This is a genomic window from Streptomyces sp. NPDC031426 (genome assembly GCF_055581585.1).
Window position 1 is genome coordinate 58,888 of record NZ_JBVIJE010000009.1, and the last position, 15,031, is coordinate 73,918.

Sequence of the window (15,031 nt, forward strand, 5' to 3'; positions counted from 1 at the left end):
CGCGACTGCGGTAGGGAAGAGGGGCAGCTCGACGTGAGTGTCGTACCCGCGGAGGTTCTGCCGGGCGGTGCCCCGGCCGTGCCGGAGACGGCACCGGGCGCGGCCGAACTCGGGCCGGCCGCCCGGCTGTGGCCGTCGCTGGCGGCCGTCTACCGGGCGCAGCTGTCCCGGGCCCGGGTGGCCCGGATTCCGCTGCTGTTCGTGGCGACCTTCCAGTCCGTCGGCATCACCGTGATGATGCGGGGCGTCGTCGACAGCGGCAGTGAGGCCCAGTCCGTGGTGGCGGGGTCGTCGGTGCTGGTCGTCGCGTATGTGGCGCTGAATCTGCTGGCGCAGTACTTCGGGCAGTTGCGGGCGAGCGGCGGGCTCGACCACTACGCGACCCTGCCGGTGCCGCCCGCGGCCGTGGTGCTGGGCGCGGCGGCGGCGTACGCCTCCTTCACCGTGCCGGGGGCGCTGGTGACGGCCGTCTTCGGGTGCGTCCTGTTCGGGCTGCCGCTGGGCAATCTGTGGATTCTCCTGGCCGTGATCCCGCTCGCCGGGGCCGCGCTGTCCGGACTCGGCGCCGCCTGCGGGCTGCTCGCGCCGCGGCCCGAGTTGGCCACGCTGCTCGGGCAACTGGGCATGTCGGCGGCGCTGCTGCTGGGTGTGCTGCCGGCCGACCGGATGCCGGAGGTCGTACGGCTGGCGCGGGACCTGTTGCCGTCGACGTACGGTGTGGAGGCGTACGCCCGCACCTTCGGGGCCCATCCGGACTGGGCCGTCGTGCTGATCGACCTGGGAGTGTGCGCCGGTGTCGGAGTCGTCTCGCTGGCCGTGGCGGCCCGGGCGTACCGCAGGGCCGCCGTCCGGTGACGCGGCGCACAGCGCGACCTGGCACGATGTCAGGGTGACCGCACCGTTGACTCCGCCTACGCCGCCGCACAACCAGTCCCCGGACGATGTCTGGCAGGCGCCGCCGCCTGCCGGGATGTCCGGGGGCGTGTACGAACAGGACGGCCCCGGGATGAAGACCGAACTGCGGGATGCCGCCGTGATCACGGTGGCGGTGGCGCTGGGCGGGGTGTTGCTGGGGCTGCTGTGGTGGTGGCTGGCGCCGCATGTGCCGCTGGTCGGCGATGTGGTCGACGGCAGCTGGGTCGTCTACCTCAAGGACAGCGAGGGCGAGCAAGCGGCCGGCGTGGACGGCACCTTCACCCTGCTGGGGCTGGGCTTCGGGCTCGTCAGCGCGGTGGTGGTCTTCCTGCTGCGGCGGCGTGGGGGTGTGCCGGTCGTGGTGGCGCTCGGGCTGGGCGCGCTGCTCGGGTCGGTGCTGGCGTGGCGGTTGGGGGTGTGGCTCGGGCCCATGTCCGACGTGCTCGCGCATGCCAAGGCGGTGGGGAAGGGCGTCACCTTCTCGGCGCCGCTGAAGCTGAACGCCAAGGGGGCGTTGCTGGCCTGGCCGCTGGGCGCGTTGCTGGTCCACCTGGGCCTCACGGCACTGTTCGGCCCCCGAGACCCCGAGTTCGGCCCCGGCGATCCCGAGTTCGGCACCGGCGACCCCGGGACGCCGACCCCGTGACCAGGGGGGCTCCGCCCCCGGGGCCGCCCGCTTCCCACCCAGCCGACTCGGTCGGCCCCCGGCAGACGGCGGAATTCCGCCCTCCGTCAGCCCCGCCCGATAGGTGCCAGCACCGCGTTCGTCAGTTCGGTCAGGGCCGCTGGGGACAGTTCCACCTCGAGGCCCCGGCGGCCTGCTGAGATGCAGATCGTTTCGTGGGTCCCGGCGGAGTCGTCCAGGACCGTCGGGAGTTTCTTTCGCTGGCCCAGGGGTGAGATGCCGCCGCGGACATAGCCCGTGGTGCGCTCCGCCAGGGTCGGGTCGGCCATCGTGGCTCGTTTGCCGCCCACCGCCGCCGCGAGCGCCTTCAGGTCCAGGGAGCCGGACACCGGGACCACCGCAACGGTCAGGGTGCCGTCGACGTCGGCCACCAGGGTCTTGAAGACGCGGTCGGGGGAGACGCCCATCGCCTCCGCCGCCTCCTCGCCGTAGGAGGGGTGGGAGGGGTCGTGGTCGTAGGAGTGGACCGTGAAGTCCACGCCGGCCGAGGACAGGGCGACCGTCGCGGGGGTGCCGCCGGACTGCTGCTGTTGCTTCTTCGACTTCTTCGCCATCCGTCCTGCTCCGCGGTTCTTCCTCGTCTCGGGCCCGTCCCGCCGTCGTCGTCAGTTCAAGCTCGTCGGCGCCCGCGTCAGCTCGAAGGCGGGCAGAGACGGAAGACTACGGATGATGGCCGTCTCGGCGCGAAGGAGTTTCAGCTCGTCGCGCAGGCGGGACGCGGTGTCGGGGGCCTGGAGCAGTCGCTGTTTCGTCGGCGTGTCGTGCACCATCGCCGCCGCCACCAGGTAGGACACCACCGAAGGGTCGTCCGGGAGCTCCGCGCCGGTCGACAGCGAGCGCTCCCGCGCGCCCGCCAGTCGCTTCTGGTACTGGCGGAAGGAGCGCAGCACCCCCTCGGCCAGCGCGCCCGCCTCGTCGCCCGGCTCCTCCGGCAGCTCCTCCAGCTCCGCGGTCAGGAACGGGCCCGACGCGTCGACGGAGAGCAGCCGCACGCGGGTCGTGCCCGTCGCCAGCACCTCGAACGTGCCGTCGGCCCGCTCCCGGACGGTCGCCGCGTCCGCCACACACCCCACCCCGTGGAAGGACTTCAGGGGGTCCGGGCCGAAGCCGGCGGCCGGCCCCCGGTCGGGCTGCGCCGTGGGGTCCGGCATGCCGGGGGCGCTCGGCGCCACCTCGTAGCCGTCGCGGATGGCCACGACGGCGAACCGGCGCGGCTCGTCCTCCGGTGTCTTGAGCAGCTCGCGCATCATGGCGCGATAGCGCTCCTCGAAGACGTTCAGCGGCAGCACGAGCCCCGGGAACAGCACCGTGTTCAGCGGGAAGAGCGGGAGACGGACGGTGGTCACGACGCCCCAGCCTAGTGGTCACCGGCGGGCGCGTGTCCGCCGCGCTCGTCGAGGGTGGCTTCAGACGCGCTCATCAGGGCCATGAGGCCGGCGGGGGCGGGGCGGGATCCCGCCGTCAGCAGGTGCTCGCGCAGCCGCAGGAAGTGGCCGAGCGGGTCCTCGGAGAACCGTTCCCAGGGGAAGGACGTGGCGTAGGGGCCGATCCGGCTGAGCTCGGCGCGCGCGTCCTCCCAGCGGTGCAGGCGCAGCAGGACGTACAAGAGCTTGTTGCGGACCTGTGCGGCCCACGGGTCGGCCGTGGGGAAGCGGGCGGAGAGCGTGAGCGCCCGGTCGGCAGCGGCGTTCAGCCGGGGGCGCGGGATCTCCTGGCCGCTGCCGTCGATCAGGTAGCCGAAGGCGGCCCGGGCCGGCAGGGCCTGGACGAGCGAGTCGGCCGGGGCGTCCTGCGCGGCCAGCTCGGCGAAGTCGAAGCAGGCGCCGTGGGAACCGCGCCGGAAGCTGGCCAGGTAGCGCAGGGCGGCCACGTGGCAGCCGTAGTGGTGCGGGGCGCGGCGGACGGCCGCCTCCCACAGCTCCTCGAAGTACCGGTGACCGGCCCGCGAGCCGCGGGCATGGTCGAGCGCGATCCGCCAGGGCACCGGGTCTCGGTCGTCGGCGCGGGCGGCGGCGGTGATCAGCGGGCTCACCTCGCGCAGCAGCTCGGCGCGGGCCGGCGAGGGCCAGGCGCGGTCCACGGCCAGCTGTGCCTCGACCAGCAGCGCGTCGGGCTTCGCCGGGGCGGCCGCCCGCCAGGACTCGAACCACTCGGGACGCGAACGGGCGAAGGCGGCCAGATGCCGGACGTACCGGTCGCGGTTCTCCCACTCGCCGCCGGTGCGGGTGGTCGCGAGCAGTGCGGCCGCGGCCTGGTACTCGCCCCGGCCGGCCGCGACCAGCGCGGGCGAGAGACGGTCGTCGGGTGCGTCGAGTACGACCTCGTCCCCGGTCGGCGGTCGGCCGGCCGGGCGCGCGGAGCGTTTGGTCATCCGGGTGGGGCGGATGAACGAGGGGAGCAGAACCATGGTGCCGACCATTGAAAGACCGCAGGTCGGCCGCGCGCCAGAGGCTTTGGGCAAGTCATGGAAAGTTGTATGGGGGACGGTCAAGGACCGGTAAAGGTGATTGTTCAACCTTTGAGACGTATGTGGCTTTCGCGTCACCCGCGAACCCTGGGAGGCCCGGCCCACCGCCGTCGCACGCCCCGGGGCGGCCGTCCTCAGCGCTGCCCGCGCTCCGGGCGGCCGTCGTCTATGCACCCCGCGCTCCTCGGGTGGCGGTCCTCCGCGTCGCACGCCCGACGGCAGGCGTTCACGCCCCGCGGGCAGCCCGCCTCAGCGCTGCCCGCGCAACCCGGTTGCTCGCCGCCGCGGCGCCCGCGCTCTTCGGGTGGCCGTCCGCTGTGTCGCGCGCGCCCGGTGGCCGGCGTTCGCGCCCCCGGCGGGCCGCCTCATTGCTGCCCGCGCAACCCGGTTGCTCGTCCGCGCCGCCTGCGCTCGCGCGCCCCCGACGGGCCGCCTCAGCGCTGCCCGCGCAACCCGGTTGCTCGCCGCCGCGGCGCCCGCGCTCTTCGGGTGGCCGTCCGCTGTGTCGCGCGCCCGGTGGCCGGCGTTCGCGCCCCCGGCGGGCCGCCTCATTGCTGCCCGCGCAACCCGGTTGCTCGTCCGCGCCGCCTGCGCTCTCGCGCCCCCGACGGGCCGCCTCAGCGCTGCCCGCGGATTCCCGGGTGGCCGCCCTGGCCCGACCTGCGCCCCGGCGACCTCTTCTGCGGCGCCCGCGCTCGCTGGCGGCCTCCTCTGCGCCGTTCGTGCAGTCCCGGGTGGTCCGCCTTCGTCCGGTCTGCGCCCCGGTGGCCTCCTCCGCGGCGCCCGCGCTAGCTGGCGGCCTCCTCTGCGGCGCCCGTGCTGCCTGGGCGGCTGGCCTCCGCGCCGCGCCCCATACCACCGCGGCCTGCCTCTGCCCCAGCGGCCGTCCTCCGCGCGCCCCGGCGCTCAGCTGCGTCGCAGCAGCCGGGTCGCGCCCGCTGCCACCGTCGTCGCCAGGATCCAGCCGAGGAGGATCATCACGGACGCCAGCCACTGCCAGCCGCCCCGCAGTTGCCACTGGCCGACCTGGCCCAGGTCGATCACCGGCAGCAGCAGGTCCAGGGTGAACAGGGCCGGGCTCCAGTAGGGGTGAGCGTCGTGGCTCGTCGGCGGATGGTCCGCGTGGGCGAACGCCAGCGTGCCCGCCGCCCACAGCACCGCCATCCACACCGCGGCCCGGCCGGGGCGGTAGCCGTAGGCGACGGTCCAGTCCTGGACGTACCCCCAGAACTTCCCGGCCAGCGGCAGCGTCTCGCGGCGCCGGCGCTGCTTGGCGAGCAGCACCTCGCGCGCGTCCTCGTCCTCCCCGGCCGCCCGCAGCACCGCCGCCAGCCGCTCGTACGGCTCCGGGGCGTACTCCGCGGTGGCCGCCGCCACCCAGTCCAGCCGGCCGGCCAGCGGGAACGGGCCGCGCGGGACGAGGTTCTCGTACACGAAGCCGCCCATGTGCAGATTGCCGGGGCCCGGCCAGCTCGCCGCCCGGTCCACCAGGCTGACGATCCGCGCGCCGGACAGCACCACCTTGCCGAGCTGCGGCCCGTCCCCGAGGAAGCGCAGCTCCGACGCGTGCACCCGGCGCAGCGACAGCTCCTGGTCGTCGGTGAGGGTGAACCGGGCCCGTTCGAAGTCGACGGCGTCCCCGAACCGCCCGTCGTCCAGCCGTATCCCGCCCCGGCAGTCGAAGCGCTGGATCCGCGTCCCGCGCGCCGGTGTCGTGCCGCTCAGCAGCGGGCTGCCGACGCCGGCCGGGGTCAGGTACAGGGTGCGCTCGACGGTCAGCTGAGGGGCGTTCAGGGCGTAGCGGGAGTACGGGTTGTCCAGGTTCGCGCCGCGCAGGCTGAGGGAGACGCCCACCTTGGCGCCGCGCAGCCGCAGCTCGCCGTGCGACTGCAGCATCTCCGCCTGGAGGTCCTGGCCGACGGTCATGCCGTCCGCCGAGATCGACCGCCCGCTGCGGTCGCGGTACACCACCGCCTCGTTGAGCATCAGATCGGTGCCGATGTGCGCGTCCGTCAGCCGGGCCCCGTTCTGGAACCGGCAGCGCGGCAGGTGCAGATCGCCCTCGGTGTGCACCCGGGCCGCCTCCAGCCGGGGCACCGCGCAGTCCACCATGCGCAGGGTCGTGAACCGGGCCTCCGGCAGCAGGACCTCCTCGTCGAAGCGGCAGCCGCGCAGCTCGACGTACGGCCGTACCGTGCCGCCCGAGAGGTCCAGCGTGCCGGTGATCCGCACGCCGGTCAGCTTCAGCGAGGACACCCGGCCCGCGAGCGCCGGCGGGCCGTCCAGCAGCAGCCACGCCACGATCCGCGCCCGCACCGTGCGCTCCGGACCCCAGGGGTGTCCGCCGTGCGGATCGTCCACCACGGTGTCCCCGCAGCTCAGGTCGTACACACTGCCGTTGCGGAAGCCCTGCCACATGCCCGCCTCGGCCGCGGTCAGCTCGTCCGGCAGGTCCCCGGCGACGACGCCGGTCCCCTCGGTCACCTTCGTCCTCTCCTGGTCCAGTGCTCGCGTACAGCCGTTCATGCCCGTTGAGTGACGCCCGGAACACTAGACGTGAAGACGATCTTCCAAGTTCCGCCACGTTCTGTATCAGCCATTGATACGCGTCCACGGCCCGCGACGGCGGTCTGAGAGAATTGGGGCTGTGATTTCCCGAATCGATCTGCGCGGCGACGCCCTTCCCGAGGGCCCCGCCCTGCGCGACCTGCTGCCCCGAGCCGACTTCGATGTTCAGGCCGCCCTGGAGAAGGTGCGTCCGATCTGCGAGGCCGTGCATCATCGTGGCGACGCGGCGCTGATCGACTTCGCCGAGAAGTTCGACGGAGTACGGCTGGAATCCGTCCGTGTCCCGGCAGAGGCGCTCACCGAAGCGCTGGACGCCCTCGACCCGGCCGTGCGCGCCGCGCTGGAGGAGTCCATCCGCCGCGCCCGCCTGGTCCACCGCGAGCAGCGCCGCAGCACCCACACCACCCAGGTGGTGCCGGGCGGCTCCGTGACCGAGAAGTGGGTGCCGGTCGAGCGCGTCGGGCTGTACGCGCCGGGCGGCCGGTCCGTCTACCCGTCCTCCGTGATCATGAACGCCGTGCCGGCCCAGGAGGCCGGGGTCGAGTCGATCGCGCTCGCTTCCCCGCCCCAGGCCGAGTTCGGCGGCCTCCCGCACCCGACGATCCTCGCCGCCTGCGCGCTGCTCGGCGTGGACGAGGTGTACGCGGCCGGTGGCGCCACCGCCGTCGCGATGTTCGCCTACGGCACCGAGTCCTGCCCGCCCGCCAACATGGTCACCGGGCCCGGCAACATCTGGGTCGCCGCCGCCAAGCGCTTCTTCACCGGCAGGATCGGCATCGACGCCGAGGCCGGCCCGACCGAGATCGCCATCCTCGCCGACGACACCGCCGACCCGGTGCACGTGGCCTCCGACCTGATCAGCCAGGCCGAGCACGACCCGCTCGCGGCGGCCGTCCTGGTCACCGACTCCGTCGAGCTGGCCGAGGCGGTGGAGAAGGAGCTTGAGCCACAGGTCGCGGCCACCCGGCACGTCCAGGACCGGATCGTGCCCGCCCTCAAGGGCCGGCAGTCCGCGATCGTGCTGGTCGACGGCATCGAGGAGGGCCTCAGGGTCGTCGACGCGTACGGCGCCGAGCACCTGGAGATCCAGACCGCTCGGGCTTCCGAGGTCGCCGACCGGGTCAAGAACGCGGGCGCGATCTTCATCGGCCCCTGGGCCCCCGTCTCGCTCGGCGACTACGCGGCCGGGTCCAACCACGTCCTGCCCACCGGCGGCTGCGCCTGCCACTCCTCGGGCCTGTCCGTCCAGTCCTTCCTGCGCGGCATCCACATCGTGGACTACACGAAGGACGCGCTCGCCGAGGTCGCCCATCACGTGGTGACGCTGGCGGAGGCGGAGGACCTGCCGGCGCACGGCGCGGCGATCAAGGCGAGGTTCGGCTGGAAGGTACCCGAGAGCAAGTGAGCGACGTGAGGATCGACGATCTTCCCGTACGGGACGAGCTGCGCGGCAAGTCCCCCTACGGCGCGCCCCAGTTGGACGTCCCCGTACGGCTGAACACCAACGAGAACCCCTACCCGCTGCCCGAGCCGCTGGTCGAGCGGATCGCGGAGCGGGTGCGGGATGCGGCCCGCGATCTGAACCGCTACCCGGACCGGGACGCGGTCCAGCTGCGCACCGAGCTGGCCAAGTACCTGACGAGGACGGGCAGGTACCCGCTCGGCATCGAGAACGTGTGGGCCGCCAACGGCTCCAACGAGGTCATCCAGCAGCTGCTGCAGACCTTCGGCGGGCCGGGCCGTACGGCGATCGGCTTCGAGCCGTCGTACTCGATGCACGCGCTCATCGCACGCGGCACCGGCACCGGCTGGATCTCGGGTCCGCGCAACGAGGACTTCACGATCGACGTCGCGGCGGCCGTCGAGGCGATCGCCGAGCACAAGCCGGACGTCGTCTTCATCACCACCCCCAACAACCCCACGGGCAACGCGGTCCCGCCCGAGACGGTCCTCGCGCTGTTCGAGGCGGCGCAGGCGGCCAAGCCGTCGATGGTGATCGTGGACGAGGCGTACATCGAGTTCAGCCACGGCGACTCGCTGCTGCCCCTGCTGGAGGGCCGCCCGCACCTCGTCGTCTCCCGCACGATGTCGAAGGCGTTCGGCGCGGCGGGCCTGCGCCTCGGCTATCTCGCCGCCGACCCGGCGGTCGTGGACGCCGTCCAGCTCGTCCGGCTGCCGTACCACCTCTCGGCGATCACCCAGGCGACCGCGCTGGCCGCCCTGGAGCACACCGACACCCTGCTCGGATACGTCGAGCAGCTGAAGGCGGAGCGGGACCGGCTGGTCGCCGAGCTGCGCGCGATCGGCTACGAGGTCACCGAGTCCGACGCGAACTTCGTGCAGTTCGGCCGGTTCGCGAGCGCCCACGAGGCCTGGCAGAAGATCCTCGACCGGGGCGTCCTGGTCCGGGACAACGGCGTACCGGGATGGCTGCGGGTGTCCGCCGGCACCCCGGAGGAGAACGACGCGTTCCTCGACGCGGTACGGGAACTGAAGAAGGAGCTTGAGGCATGAGCCGCGTTGGACGCGTGGAGCGCACCACCAAGGAGACCTCGGTCCTCGTCGAGATAGACCTCGACGGCACCGGCAGGACCGACATCGCCACCGGCGTCGGCTTCTACGACCACATGCTCGACCAGCTCGGCCGGCACGGGCTGTTCGACCTGACCGTGAAGACCGACGGCGATCTGCACATCGACTCCCACCACACCATCGAGGACACCGCCCTCGCCCTCGGCGCCGCCTTCAAGCAGGCGCTCGGCGACAAGGTGGGGATCTACCGCTTCGGCAACTGCACGGTGCCGCTGGACGAGTCCCTCGCCCAGGTGACCGTCGACCTGTCCGGCCGCCCGTACCTCGTGCACACCGAGCCCGAGAACATGGCGCCGATGATCGGCGAGTACGACACCACGATGACCCGGCACATCCTGGAGTCCTTCGTCGCCCAGGCGCAGATCGCGCTGCACGTGCACGTGCCGTACGGGCGCAACGCGCACCACATCGTGGAGTGCCAGTTCAAGGCGCTGGCCCGGGCGCTGCGTTACGCCTCCGAGCGCGACCCGCGCGCGGCCGGCATCCTCCCCTCCACGAAGGGCGCGCTGTAAACCCATGAACAGCCTCTCGTCCCTGCTGATCGTCGTCGGTCTGTTCCTGGTCGGCGGCATCGTCTCCTTCGTCAAGCAGAAGATGCCCGCGAGCCTGATCGTGCTGCTCTCCATCGGCGCGGGCCTGTGCCTGGTCGCGGGCGTCATGCGGCTGGGGGTGTGGAATTGACCGACTCCAAGAAGGTCGTGGTCTTCGACTACGGCTTCGGCAACGTCCGGTCCGCCGAACGTGCCCTCGCGCGCGTGGGCGCCGATGTCGAGATCACGCGCGACTTCGACAAGGCGATGAACGCCGACGGACTGCTCGTGCCGGGCGTGGGCGCCTTCGCCGCCTGTATGCAGGGCCTGCGCGCCGCGCGCGGTGACTGGGTGGTGGACCGGCGGCTGTCCGGCGGACGGCCCGTGATGGGCATCTGCGTCGGCATGCAGATCCTGTTCGCGCGCGGCATCGAGCACGGCGTGGAGGCCGAGGGCCTGGACGAGTGGCCCGGCACGGTCGCACCGCTCCAGGCCGAGATCGTGCCCCACATGGGCTGGAACACCGTCGACGCCCCCGCCGACTCCGAGCTGTTCGCCGGCCTCGACGCCGATGCCCGCTTCTACTTCGTGCACTCCTACGCCGTCCACGACTGGGCTCTGGAGTCGCACAACCCGCTGATCGCCGCCCCCAAGGTGACCTGGTCGACGCACGGCAAGCCGTTCGTGGCCGCCGTGGAGAACGGCGCCCTGTGGGCCACCCAGTTCCACCCCGAGAAGTCCGGCGACGCCGGCGCCCAGCTCCTCACCAACTGGATCGGAACCCTGTAGACCATGGCCAAGCTCGAACTCCTCCCCGCCGTCGACGTCCGCGACGGCCAGGCCGTCCGCCTCGTGCACGGCGAGTCCGGGACCGAGACCTCCTACGGCTCCCCGCTGGAGGCCGCCCTCGCCTGGCAGCGCTCCGGCGCCGAGTGGCTGCACCTGGTCGACCTGGACGCGGCCTTCGGCACCGGCGACAACCGTGAGCTGATCGCCGAGGTCGCGGGGGCGATGGACATCAAGGTGGAGCTGTCGGGCGGCATCCGCGACGACGCCTCGCTGGCCGCCGCCCTGGCCACCGGCTGCACCCGGGTGAACCTCGGCACGGCCGCCCTGGAGACCCCCGAGTGGGTCGCCAAGGTCATCGCCGAGCACGGTGACAAGATCGCGGTCGGCCTGGACGTGCGCGGTACGACCCTGCGCGGCCGCGGCTGGACCCGTGACGGCGGCGACCTCTACGAGACGCTGGAGCGCCTCAACAAGGAGGGCTGCGCCCGCTACGTCGTCACCGACATCGCCAAGGACGGCACCCTCCAGGGCCCCAACCTGGAGCTGCTGAAGAACGTGTGCGCGGCGACGGACCGCCCGGTCGTGGCCTCCGGCGGCGTGTCGTCCCTGGACGACCTGCGCGCCATCGCCGGGCTGGTACCCCTCGGTGTCGAGGGCTCCATCGTCGGGAAGGCCCTGTACGCGAAGGCATTCACCCTGGAAGAGGCCTTGGAGGCTGTGTCGTCATGACGTCCGAAGCCGTGCGGCGTGTGCAGAGCGGAAGTCCCTGGGAAGAGAGTTTCGGTTTCGCACGTGCCGTCGCGGCGGGGGACCGCGTGCTGGTCGCCGGCACGACGTCCTTCCGGGGCGATGTCCTGTACGGCGAGGGCGACCCGTACGAACAGGCCAAGGTGGCGTTCACCAGCGCCATCGAGGCGATCGGCGAGTTCGGGCTCGGCATCGGGTCCGTGATCCGTACGCGGATGTACCTGACCCATGTGCGGGACGTGGACGCCGTCGGCCGGGCGCACAAGGAGCTGTTCGACTCCGTGCGCCCGGTGTCGACCCTGCTGGTCGTCGAGGGGTTCGTCGATCCGCGCATCCTGGTGGAAGTGGAACTTGAAGCATTCAGAGGAGCCTGAGCAGTCATGACCCTGGCGGTCCGAGTCATCCCCTGCCTGGACGTGGACAACGGCCGGGTCGTCAAGGGCGTCAACTTCCAGAACCTGCGCGACGCGGGCGACCCCGTCGAGATGGCCAAGGTGTACGACGCCGAGGGCGCCGACGAGCTGACGTTCCTGGACATCACCGCGTCCTCGGGCGACCGGGAGACGACGTACGACGTGGTGCGGCGCACCGCGGAGCAGGTGTTCATCCCGCTGACGGTCGGCGGCGGCGTCCGTACGGCCGAGGACGTGGACAAGCTGCTGCGGGCGGGCGCCGACAAGGTGGGCGTGAACACGGCGGCGATCGCGCGTCCCGACCTGATCCGGGAGATCGCGGAGCGCTTCGGCCGCCAGGTGCTGGTGCTGTCGGTGGACGCGCGCCGCTCCGAGTCGGGTTCCTTCGAGGTGACGACGCACGGCGGCCGGCGCGGCACCGGCATCGACGCCGTCGAATGGGCGCACCGGGCGGCCGAGCTGGGCGCCGGGGAGATCCTGCTGAACTCCATGGACGCGGACGGCACCAAGGACGGCTACGACCTGGAGATGATCGCGGCGGTGCGCAAGCACGTGACCGTCCCGGTGATCGCCTCGGGTGGCGCGGGCAGGCTGGCCGACTTCCCGCCGGCGATCGAGGCGGGCGCGGACGCCGTGCTGGCCGCGTCGGTGTTCCACTTCGGGGATCTGCGGATCGGCGAGGTGAAGGAGACGCTGCGGGCGGCGGGGCACCCCGTGCGCTGACGCTGCGCCGGGCTTGGGCAGATACGAAAGAGAGGTTGCGCAAAATCTGTTGTGCAACCTTTCTTTCGTATCTAGGGTCGGGGTATGCCTCGTGAACAGGAGCGCCGGATCACGGACGTGGGCACGCTCAAGGCCCTCGCGCACCCGTTGCGCGCCCATCTGTACCGGCTGCTGTGTATGGAGCGGGTGGCCACCGCCTCCCAGTTGGCCGAACACGTCGATGAGGCGGTGTCCCTGGTCAGCTACCACCTGCGCAAGCTCGCCGACCACGGGCTGATCGAGGAGGCCGAGCCGCAGACGGCGGACGGGCGGGAGCGCTGGTGGCAGCCGGCGTCCGACGGGGTGCGCATCCGGGACGAGGACTTCCGGGGAGAGCCGGGAAAGGCCGCCGCACACCTCGCGGCCACGCGTCTCTTCCACGATCAGCGGGCCGACCAGTACCGCCGCTACCTGGACGAACGCCCCACCTGGGGGCCCGAGTGGAACACCGCGTCGGTGGACACCGAGTCCTGGATGCGGCTGACCCCGGCGGAGCTGACCGCGCTGAAGGACGAGCTGGATGCGGTCCTGCGCAAGTTCGACGAGCGGGGCCGGGCCGCCGAGGCCGCGGGCGAGACCGAGGGACGCGAGCACGTGGCGCTCTACCTGTACGGCTTCCCGTTCCGCATCTGAGAGGCCCCCTCTCCCGTGACCGCCACACTCACCCCGTCGGCGACCGCGCCACAGGCCCACCGCGACCCCGACGTCCTGCGCTGGCTCGCCGCCTACACCTCCTCGATGCTCGGCGACAGCGTGTACTACCTCGCCCTGTCCTGGGCCGCCGTACAGGCCGGAACGCCCGCACAGGCCGGCCTCGTGATGTCCGCAAGCGCGCTGCCCAGGGCCGTACTGATGCTGGGCGGCGGAGTGATCGCCGACCGGTTCGGGCCGCGTCTCGTCGTCATCGGCAGCGACGCCGTGCGCTGCGCGGCCGTCCTCGCCGTGGCCGCCCTGCTGTTCCTCACCAGCCCGGGACTGTGGCCGCTCGCCGTGCTGGCACTGGTCTTCGGCACGGTCGACGCCGTGTTCATGCCCGCCGTGGGCGCCCTGCCCGCCCGCCTCACCGAGAAGGGCCAGCTCGCGCGGGTCCAGGGGATGCGCGGCCTCGCGATCCGGTTCGCCGGCGTGGCCGGGGCCCCGCTCGGCGGGCTCGGCGTGGCCGTCGGCGGAGCCGCGACCGCGTTCGCCCTCGCCGGGCTGCTCATCGCCGTCTCGGTGCCCCTGCTGCTCTCGGTGCGGGTACGGGACCTGCCGAAGGACGACAGGCCCGAGGCGTCGGGAAGCGCCTGGGGTGACCTCGGCGCCGGACTGCGCCACATCCGCCGCCACCGCGTCCTCGCCCCGCTGATGCTGGCCATCGCCCTCGGCGACCTCGGTTTCGTCGGCCCGCTGAACGTCGGGCTGACCCTGCTCGCCGAGCGGCGCGGCTGGGGTGCCTCCGGCATGGGCTGGGTGCTGGCCGGATTCGGGACCGGCGCGGGAGCGGCCTCGCTGCTGCTGGCGGTCCGGGGGCGGCTGCCGCGCGCCGGGCTGGTCACCGGGTGGGCGTGTGCCGTGGGGGCCGTGGCCGTCGGCGCCCTCGCGTTCGTACCCACCCTGGCCGCGGCCGTCGGTACGGCCCTGCTCGTCGGCCTGCTCACCGGGCTCAGCGGCGCCCTGTGCGGGGCCCTGCTGCAGACCCATGCCGACCCCGCCCATCTGGGCCGGGTCACCGCCGTCTCCAGCATGATCAGCCTCGGCCTCACCCCGCTGTCCATGCCGCTCGCGGCGGCCGCGATCGGCGCCTTCGGGCTCGGGCCGGTCTACGCCGTCAGCGCCGGCGTCTGCGCCCTGGGCGGGGTCGTCGCCCTCGCCGTACCGTCCCTGCGCCGCGCGGAACTCCCGGGCTGAACTCCTTGAAGACGCTCAGATGCCCAGCTGCCTGGACTCGGTCAGCTTGGTGATCGCGTCCGTCTCGCCCTCGACCTCCACCTCGGCCGCGTTCTGCCGCCCGAACACGAACATCAGCAGCTCCGACGGCTCGCCGGTCACCGTGACCACCGGCGCGCCCCGGTGTGCCACGGCGGTCTGCCCGTCCGGGCGGCGCAGCACCAGGCCCGTCGGCACACCCCGGGCCACCAGCCGCGCGGTGCGCTCCAGCCGGGACCACAGGGCGTCCTGGAAGACGGGGTCCAGCTCGCGCGGGCTCCAGTCCGGCTGGGCCCTGCGGACGTCCTCGGTGTGGACGTAGAACTCGACGATGTTGGCCGCCTCGTCGACCTGCTTGAGCTGGAAGGGGGAGAAGCGCGGCGGGCCGGTACGGATCAGCTGGATCAGCTCCTCGTACGGCTTCGCGGCGTACTCGGCCATCACCTTCTCCAGGCGCGGCGCGAGCTGCTTGATCAGCGTGCCCCCGGCCGCGTCCGGGCGGCGCTCGCGCACGACGACATGCGCGGCCAGGTCCCGGGTCCGCCAGCCCTCGCAGAGGGTGTCGGCGTCCGGACCAACGGTTTCCAAGAGGTCCGCGAGCAGGAGCCGTTCACGCTTGGCGAAGGTCGACATGGAGTCAGCCTACGACCAGGTG

General features: G+C 72.8%; 17 protein-coding genes. 12 read left to right on the forward strand and 5 right to left on the reverse strand.

The features are described from left to right. Positions 1-33 precede the first annotated feature (33 nt). Positions 34-855: an ABC transporter permease gene (locus tag ACZ5NH_RS20145; RefSeq protein ID WP_468777020.1), complete on the forward strand. Its 822-nt coding sequence runs from the start codon at positions 34-36 to the stop codon at positions 853-855. A 34-nt stretch (positions 856-889) separates the two neighbouring features. After that, on the forward strand, positions 890-1,561 hold the full coding sequence (locus tag ACZ5NH_RS20150) for an AAA family ATPase (RefSeq protein ID WP_468777022.1): 672 nt from the start codon (positions 890-892) through the stop codon (positions 1,559-1,561). 86 nt (positions 1,562-1,647) lie between these two features. Here the strand turns inward: ACZ5NH_RS20150 and ybaK are convergent, their stop codons facing one another. From ybaK to ACZ5NH_RS20170, 4 genes are all read right to left on the reverse strand, one after another. After that, complete coding sequence (gene ybaK, locus ACZ5NH_RS20155) at positions 1,648-2,154, reverse strand: Cys-tRNA(Pro) deacylase (protein ID WP_450980658.1); 507 nt, start codon at positions 2,152-2,154, stop codon at positions 1,648-1,650. Between the two features lie 51 nt (positions 2,155-2,205). Continuing rightward, positions 2,206-2,946 (reverse strand): LON peptidase substrate-binding domain-containing protein, encoded by a 741-nt coding sequence (locus tag ACZ5NH_RS20160; RefSeq protein WP_388621389.1) that lies wholly within the window; start codon positions 2,944-2,946, stop codon positions 2,206-2,208. Positions 2,947-2,957: 11 nt separating this feature from the next. Next, a complete protein-coding gene (locus tag ACZ5NH_RS20165; RefSeq protein WP_388621387.1) occupies positions 2,958-4,019 on the reverse strand; it encodes a hypothetical protein in 1,062 nt (353 codons plus the stop codon). A 954-nt stretch (positions 4,020-4,973) separates the two neighbouring features. After that, positions 4,974-6,551 (reverse strand): oxidoreductase, encoded by a 1,578-nt coding sequence (locus ACZ5NH_RS20170; RefSeq protein ID WP_388621385.1) that lies wholly within the window; start codon positions 6,549-6,551, stop codon positions 4,974-4,976. A 163-nt stretch (positions 6,552-6,714) separates the two neighbouring features. Here ACZ5NH_RS20170 and hisD point away from each other — a divergent pair, with 163 nt between their 5' ends. The 10 genes from hisD (at position 6,715) to ACZ5NH_RS20220 (ending at position 14,358) form a co-directional block, all read left to right on the forward strand. Further along, on the forward strand, positions 6,715-8,040 hold the full coding sequence (gene hisD, locus ACZ5NH_RS20175; protein ID WP_388621383.1) for a histidinol dehydrogenase: 1,326 nt from the start codon (positions 6,715-6,717) through the stop codon (positions 8,038-8,040). Further along, entirely contained in the window at positions 8,037-9,149 is a 1,113-nt protein-coding gene (locus ACZ5NH_RS20180) for a histidinol-phosphate transaminase (protein WP_468777025.1), read from the forward strand. Before hisD ends, ACZ5NH_RS20180 begins: the two co-directional genes overlap by 4 nt. After that, positions 9,146-9,739, forward strand: a complete 594-nt coding sequence (gene hisB / locus ACZ5NH_RS20185) for an imidazoleglycerol-phosphate dehydratase HisB (RefSeq protein WP_030783530.1) — start codon at positions 9,146-9,148, stop codon at positions 9,737-9,739. The genes ACZ5NH_RS20180 and hisB overlap by 4 nt, the downstream gene beginning before the upstream one ends. 4 nt (positions 9,740-9,743) lie before the next feature. Continuing rightward, positions 9,744-9,908 (forward strand): hypothetical protein, encoded by a 165-nt coding sequence (locus ACZ5NH_RS20190; protein ID WP_362112798.1) that lies wholly within the window; start codon positions 9,744-9,746, stop codon positions 9,906-9,908. Then, on the forward strand, positions 9,899-10,546 hold the full coding sequence (gene hisH, locus ACZ5NH_RS20195) for an imidazole glycerol phosphate synthase subunit HisH (protein WP_388621379.1): 648 nt from the start codon (positions 9,899-9,901) through the stop codon (positions 10,544-10,546). Before ACZ5NH_RS20190 ends, hisH begins: the two co-directional genes overlap by 10 nt. Positions 10,547-10,549: 3 nt before the next feature. Further along, positions 10,550-11,275 (forward strand): bifunctional 1-(5-phosphoribosyl)-5-((5-phosphoribosylamino)methylideneamino)imidazole-4-carboxamide isomerase/phosphoribosylanthranilate isomerase PriA, encoded by a 726-nt coding sequence (gene priA, locus ACZ5NH_RS20200; RefSeq protein ID WP_388621377.1) that lies wholly within the window; start codon positions 10,550-10,552, stop codon positions 11,273-11,275. Next, on the forward strand, positions 11,272-11,667 hold the full coding sequence (locus ACZ5NH_RS20205; protein ID WP_450980651.1) for a RidA family protein: 396 nt from the start codon (positions 11,272-11,274) through the stop codon (positions 11,665-11,667). Before priA ends, ACZ5NH_RS20205 begins: the two co-directional genes overlap by 4 nt. Positions 11,668-11,673: 6 nt before the next feature. Beyond that, entirely contained in the window at positions 11,674-12,429 is a 756-nt protein-coding gene (hisF, locus tag ACZ5NH_RS20210) for an imidazole glycerol phosphate synthase subunit HisF (protein WP_388621373.1), read from the forward strand. Between the two features lie 84 nt (positions 12,430-12,513). Beyond that, the gene (locus tag ACZ5NH_RS20215; protein WP_388621371.1) at positions 12,514-13,101 is read left to right on the forward strand and encodes an ArsR/SmtB family transcription factor; all 588 of its coding nucleotides are present in this window, start codon (positions 12,514-12,516) and stop codon (positions 13,099-13,101) included. Between the two features lie 15 nt (positions 13,102-13,116). Further along, entirely contained in the window at positions 13,117-14,358 is a 1,242-nt protein-coding gene (locus ACZ5NH_RS20220) for an MFS transporter (protein WP_468777028.1), read from the forward strand. 15 nt (positions 14,359-14,373) lie between these two features. On the opposite strand, the gene ACZ5NH_RS20225 is transcribed toward ACZ5NH_RS20220, so the two are convergent. After that, the gene (locus ACZ5NH_RS20225) at positions 14,374-15,009 is read right to left on the reverse strand and encodes a TIGR03085 family metal-binding protein (RefSeq protein ID WP_388621367.1); all 636 of its coding nucleotides are present in this window, start codon (positions 15,007-15,009) and stop codon (positions 14,374-14,376) included. Between the last annotated feature and the right edge of the window lie 22 nt (positions 15,010-15,031).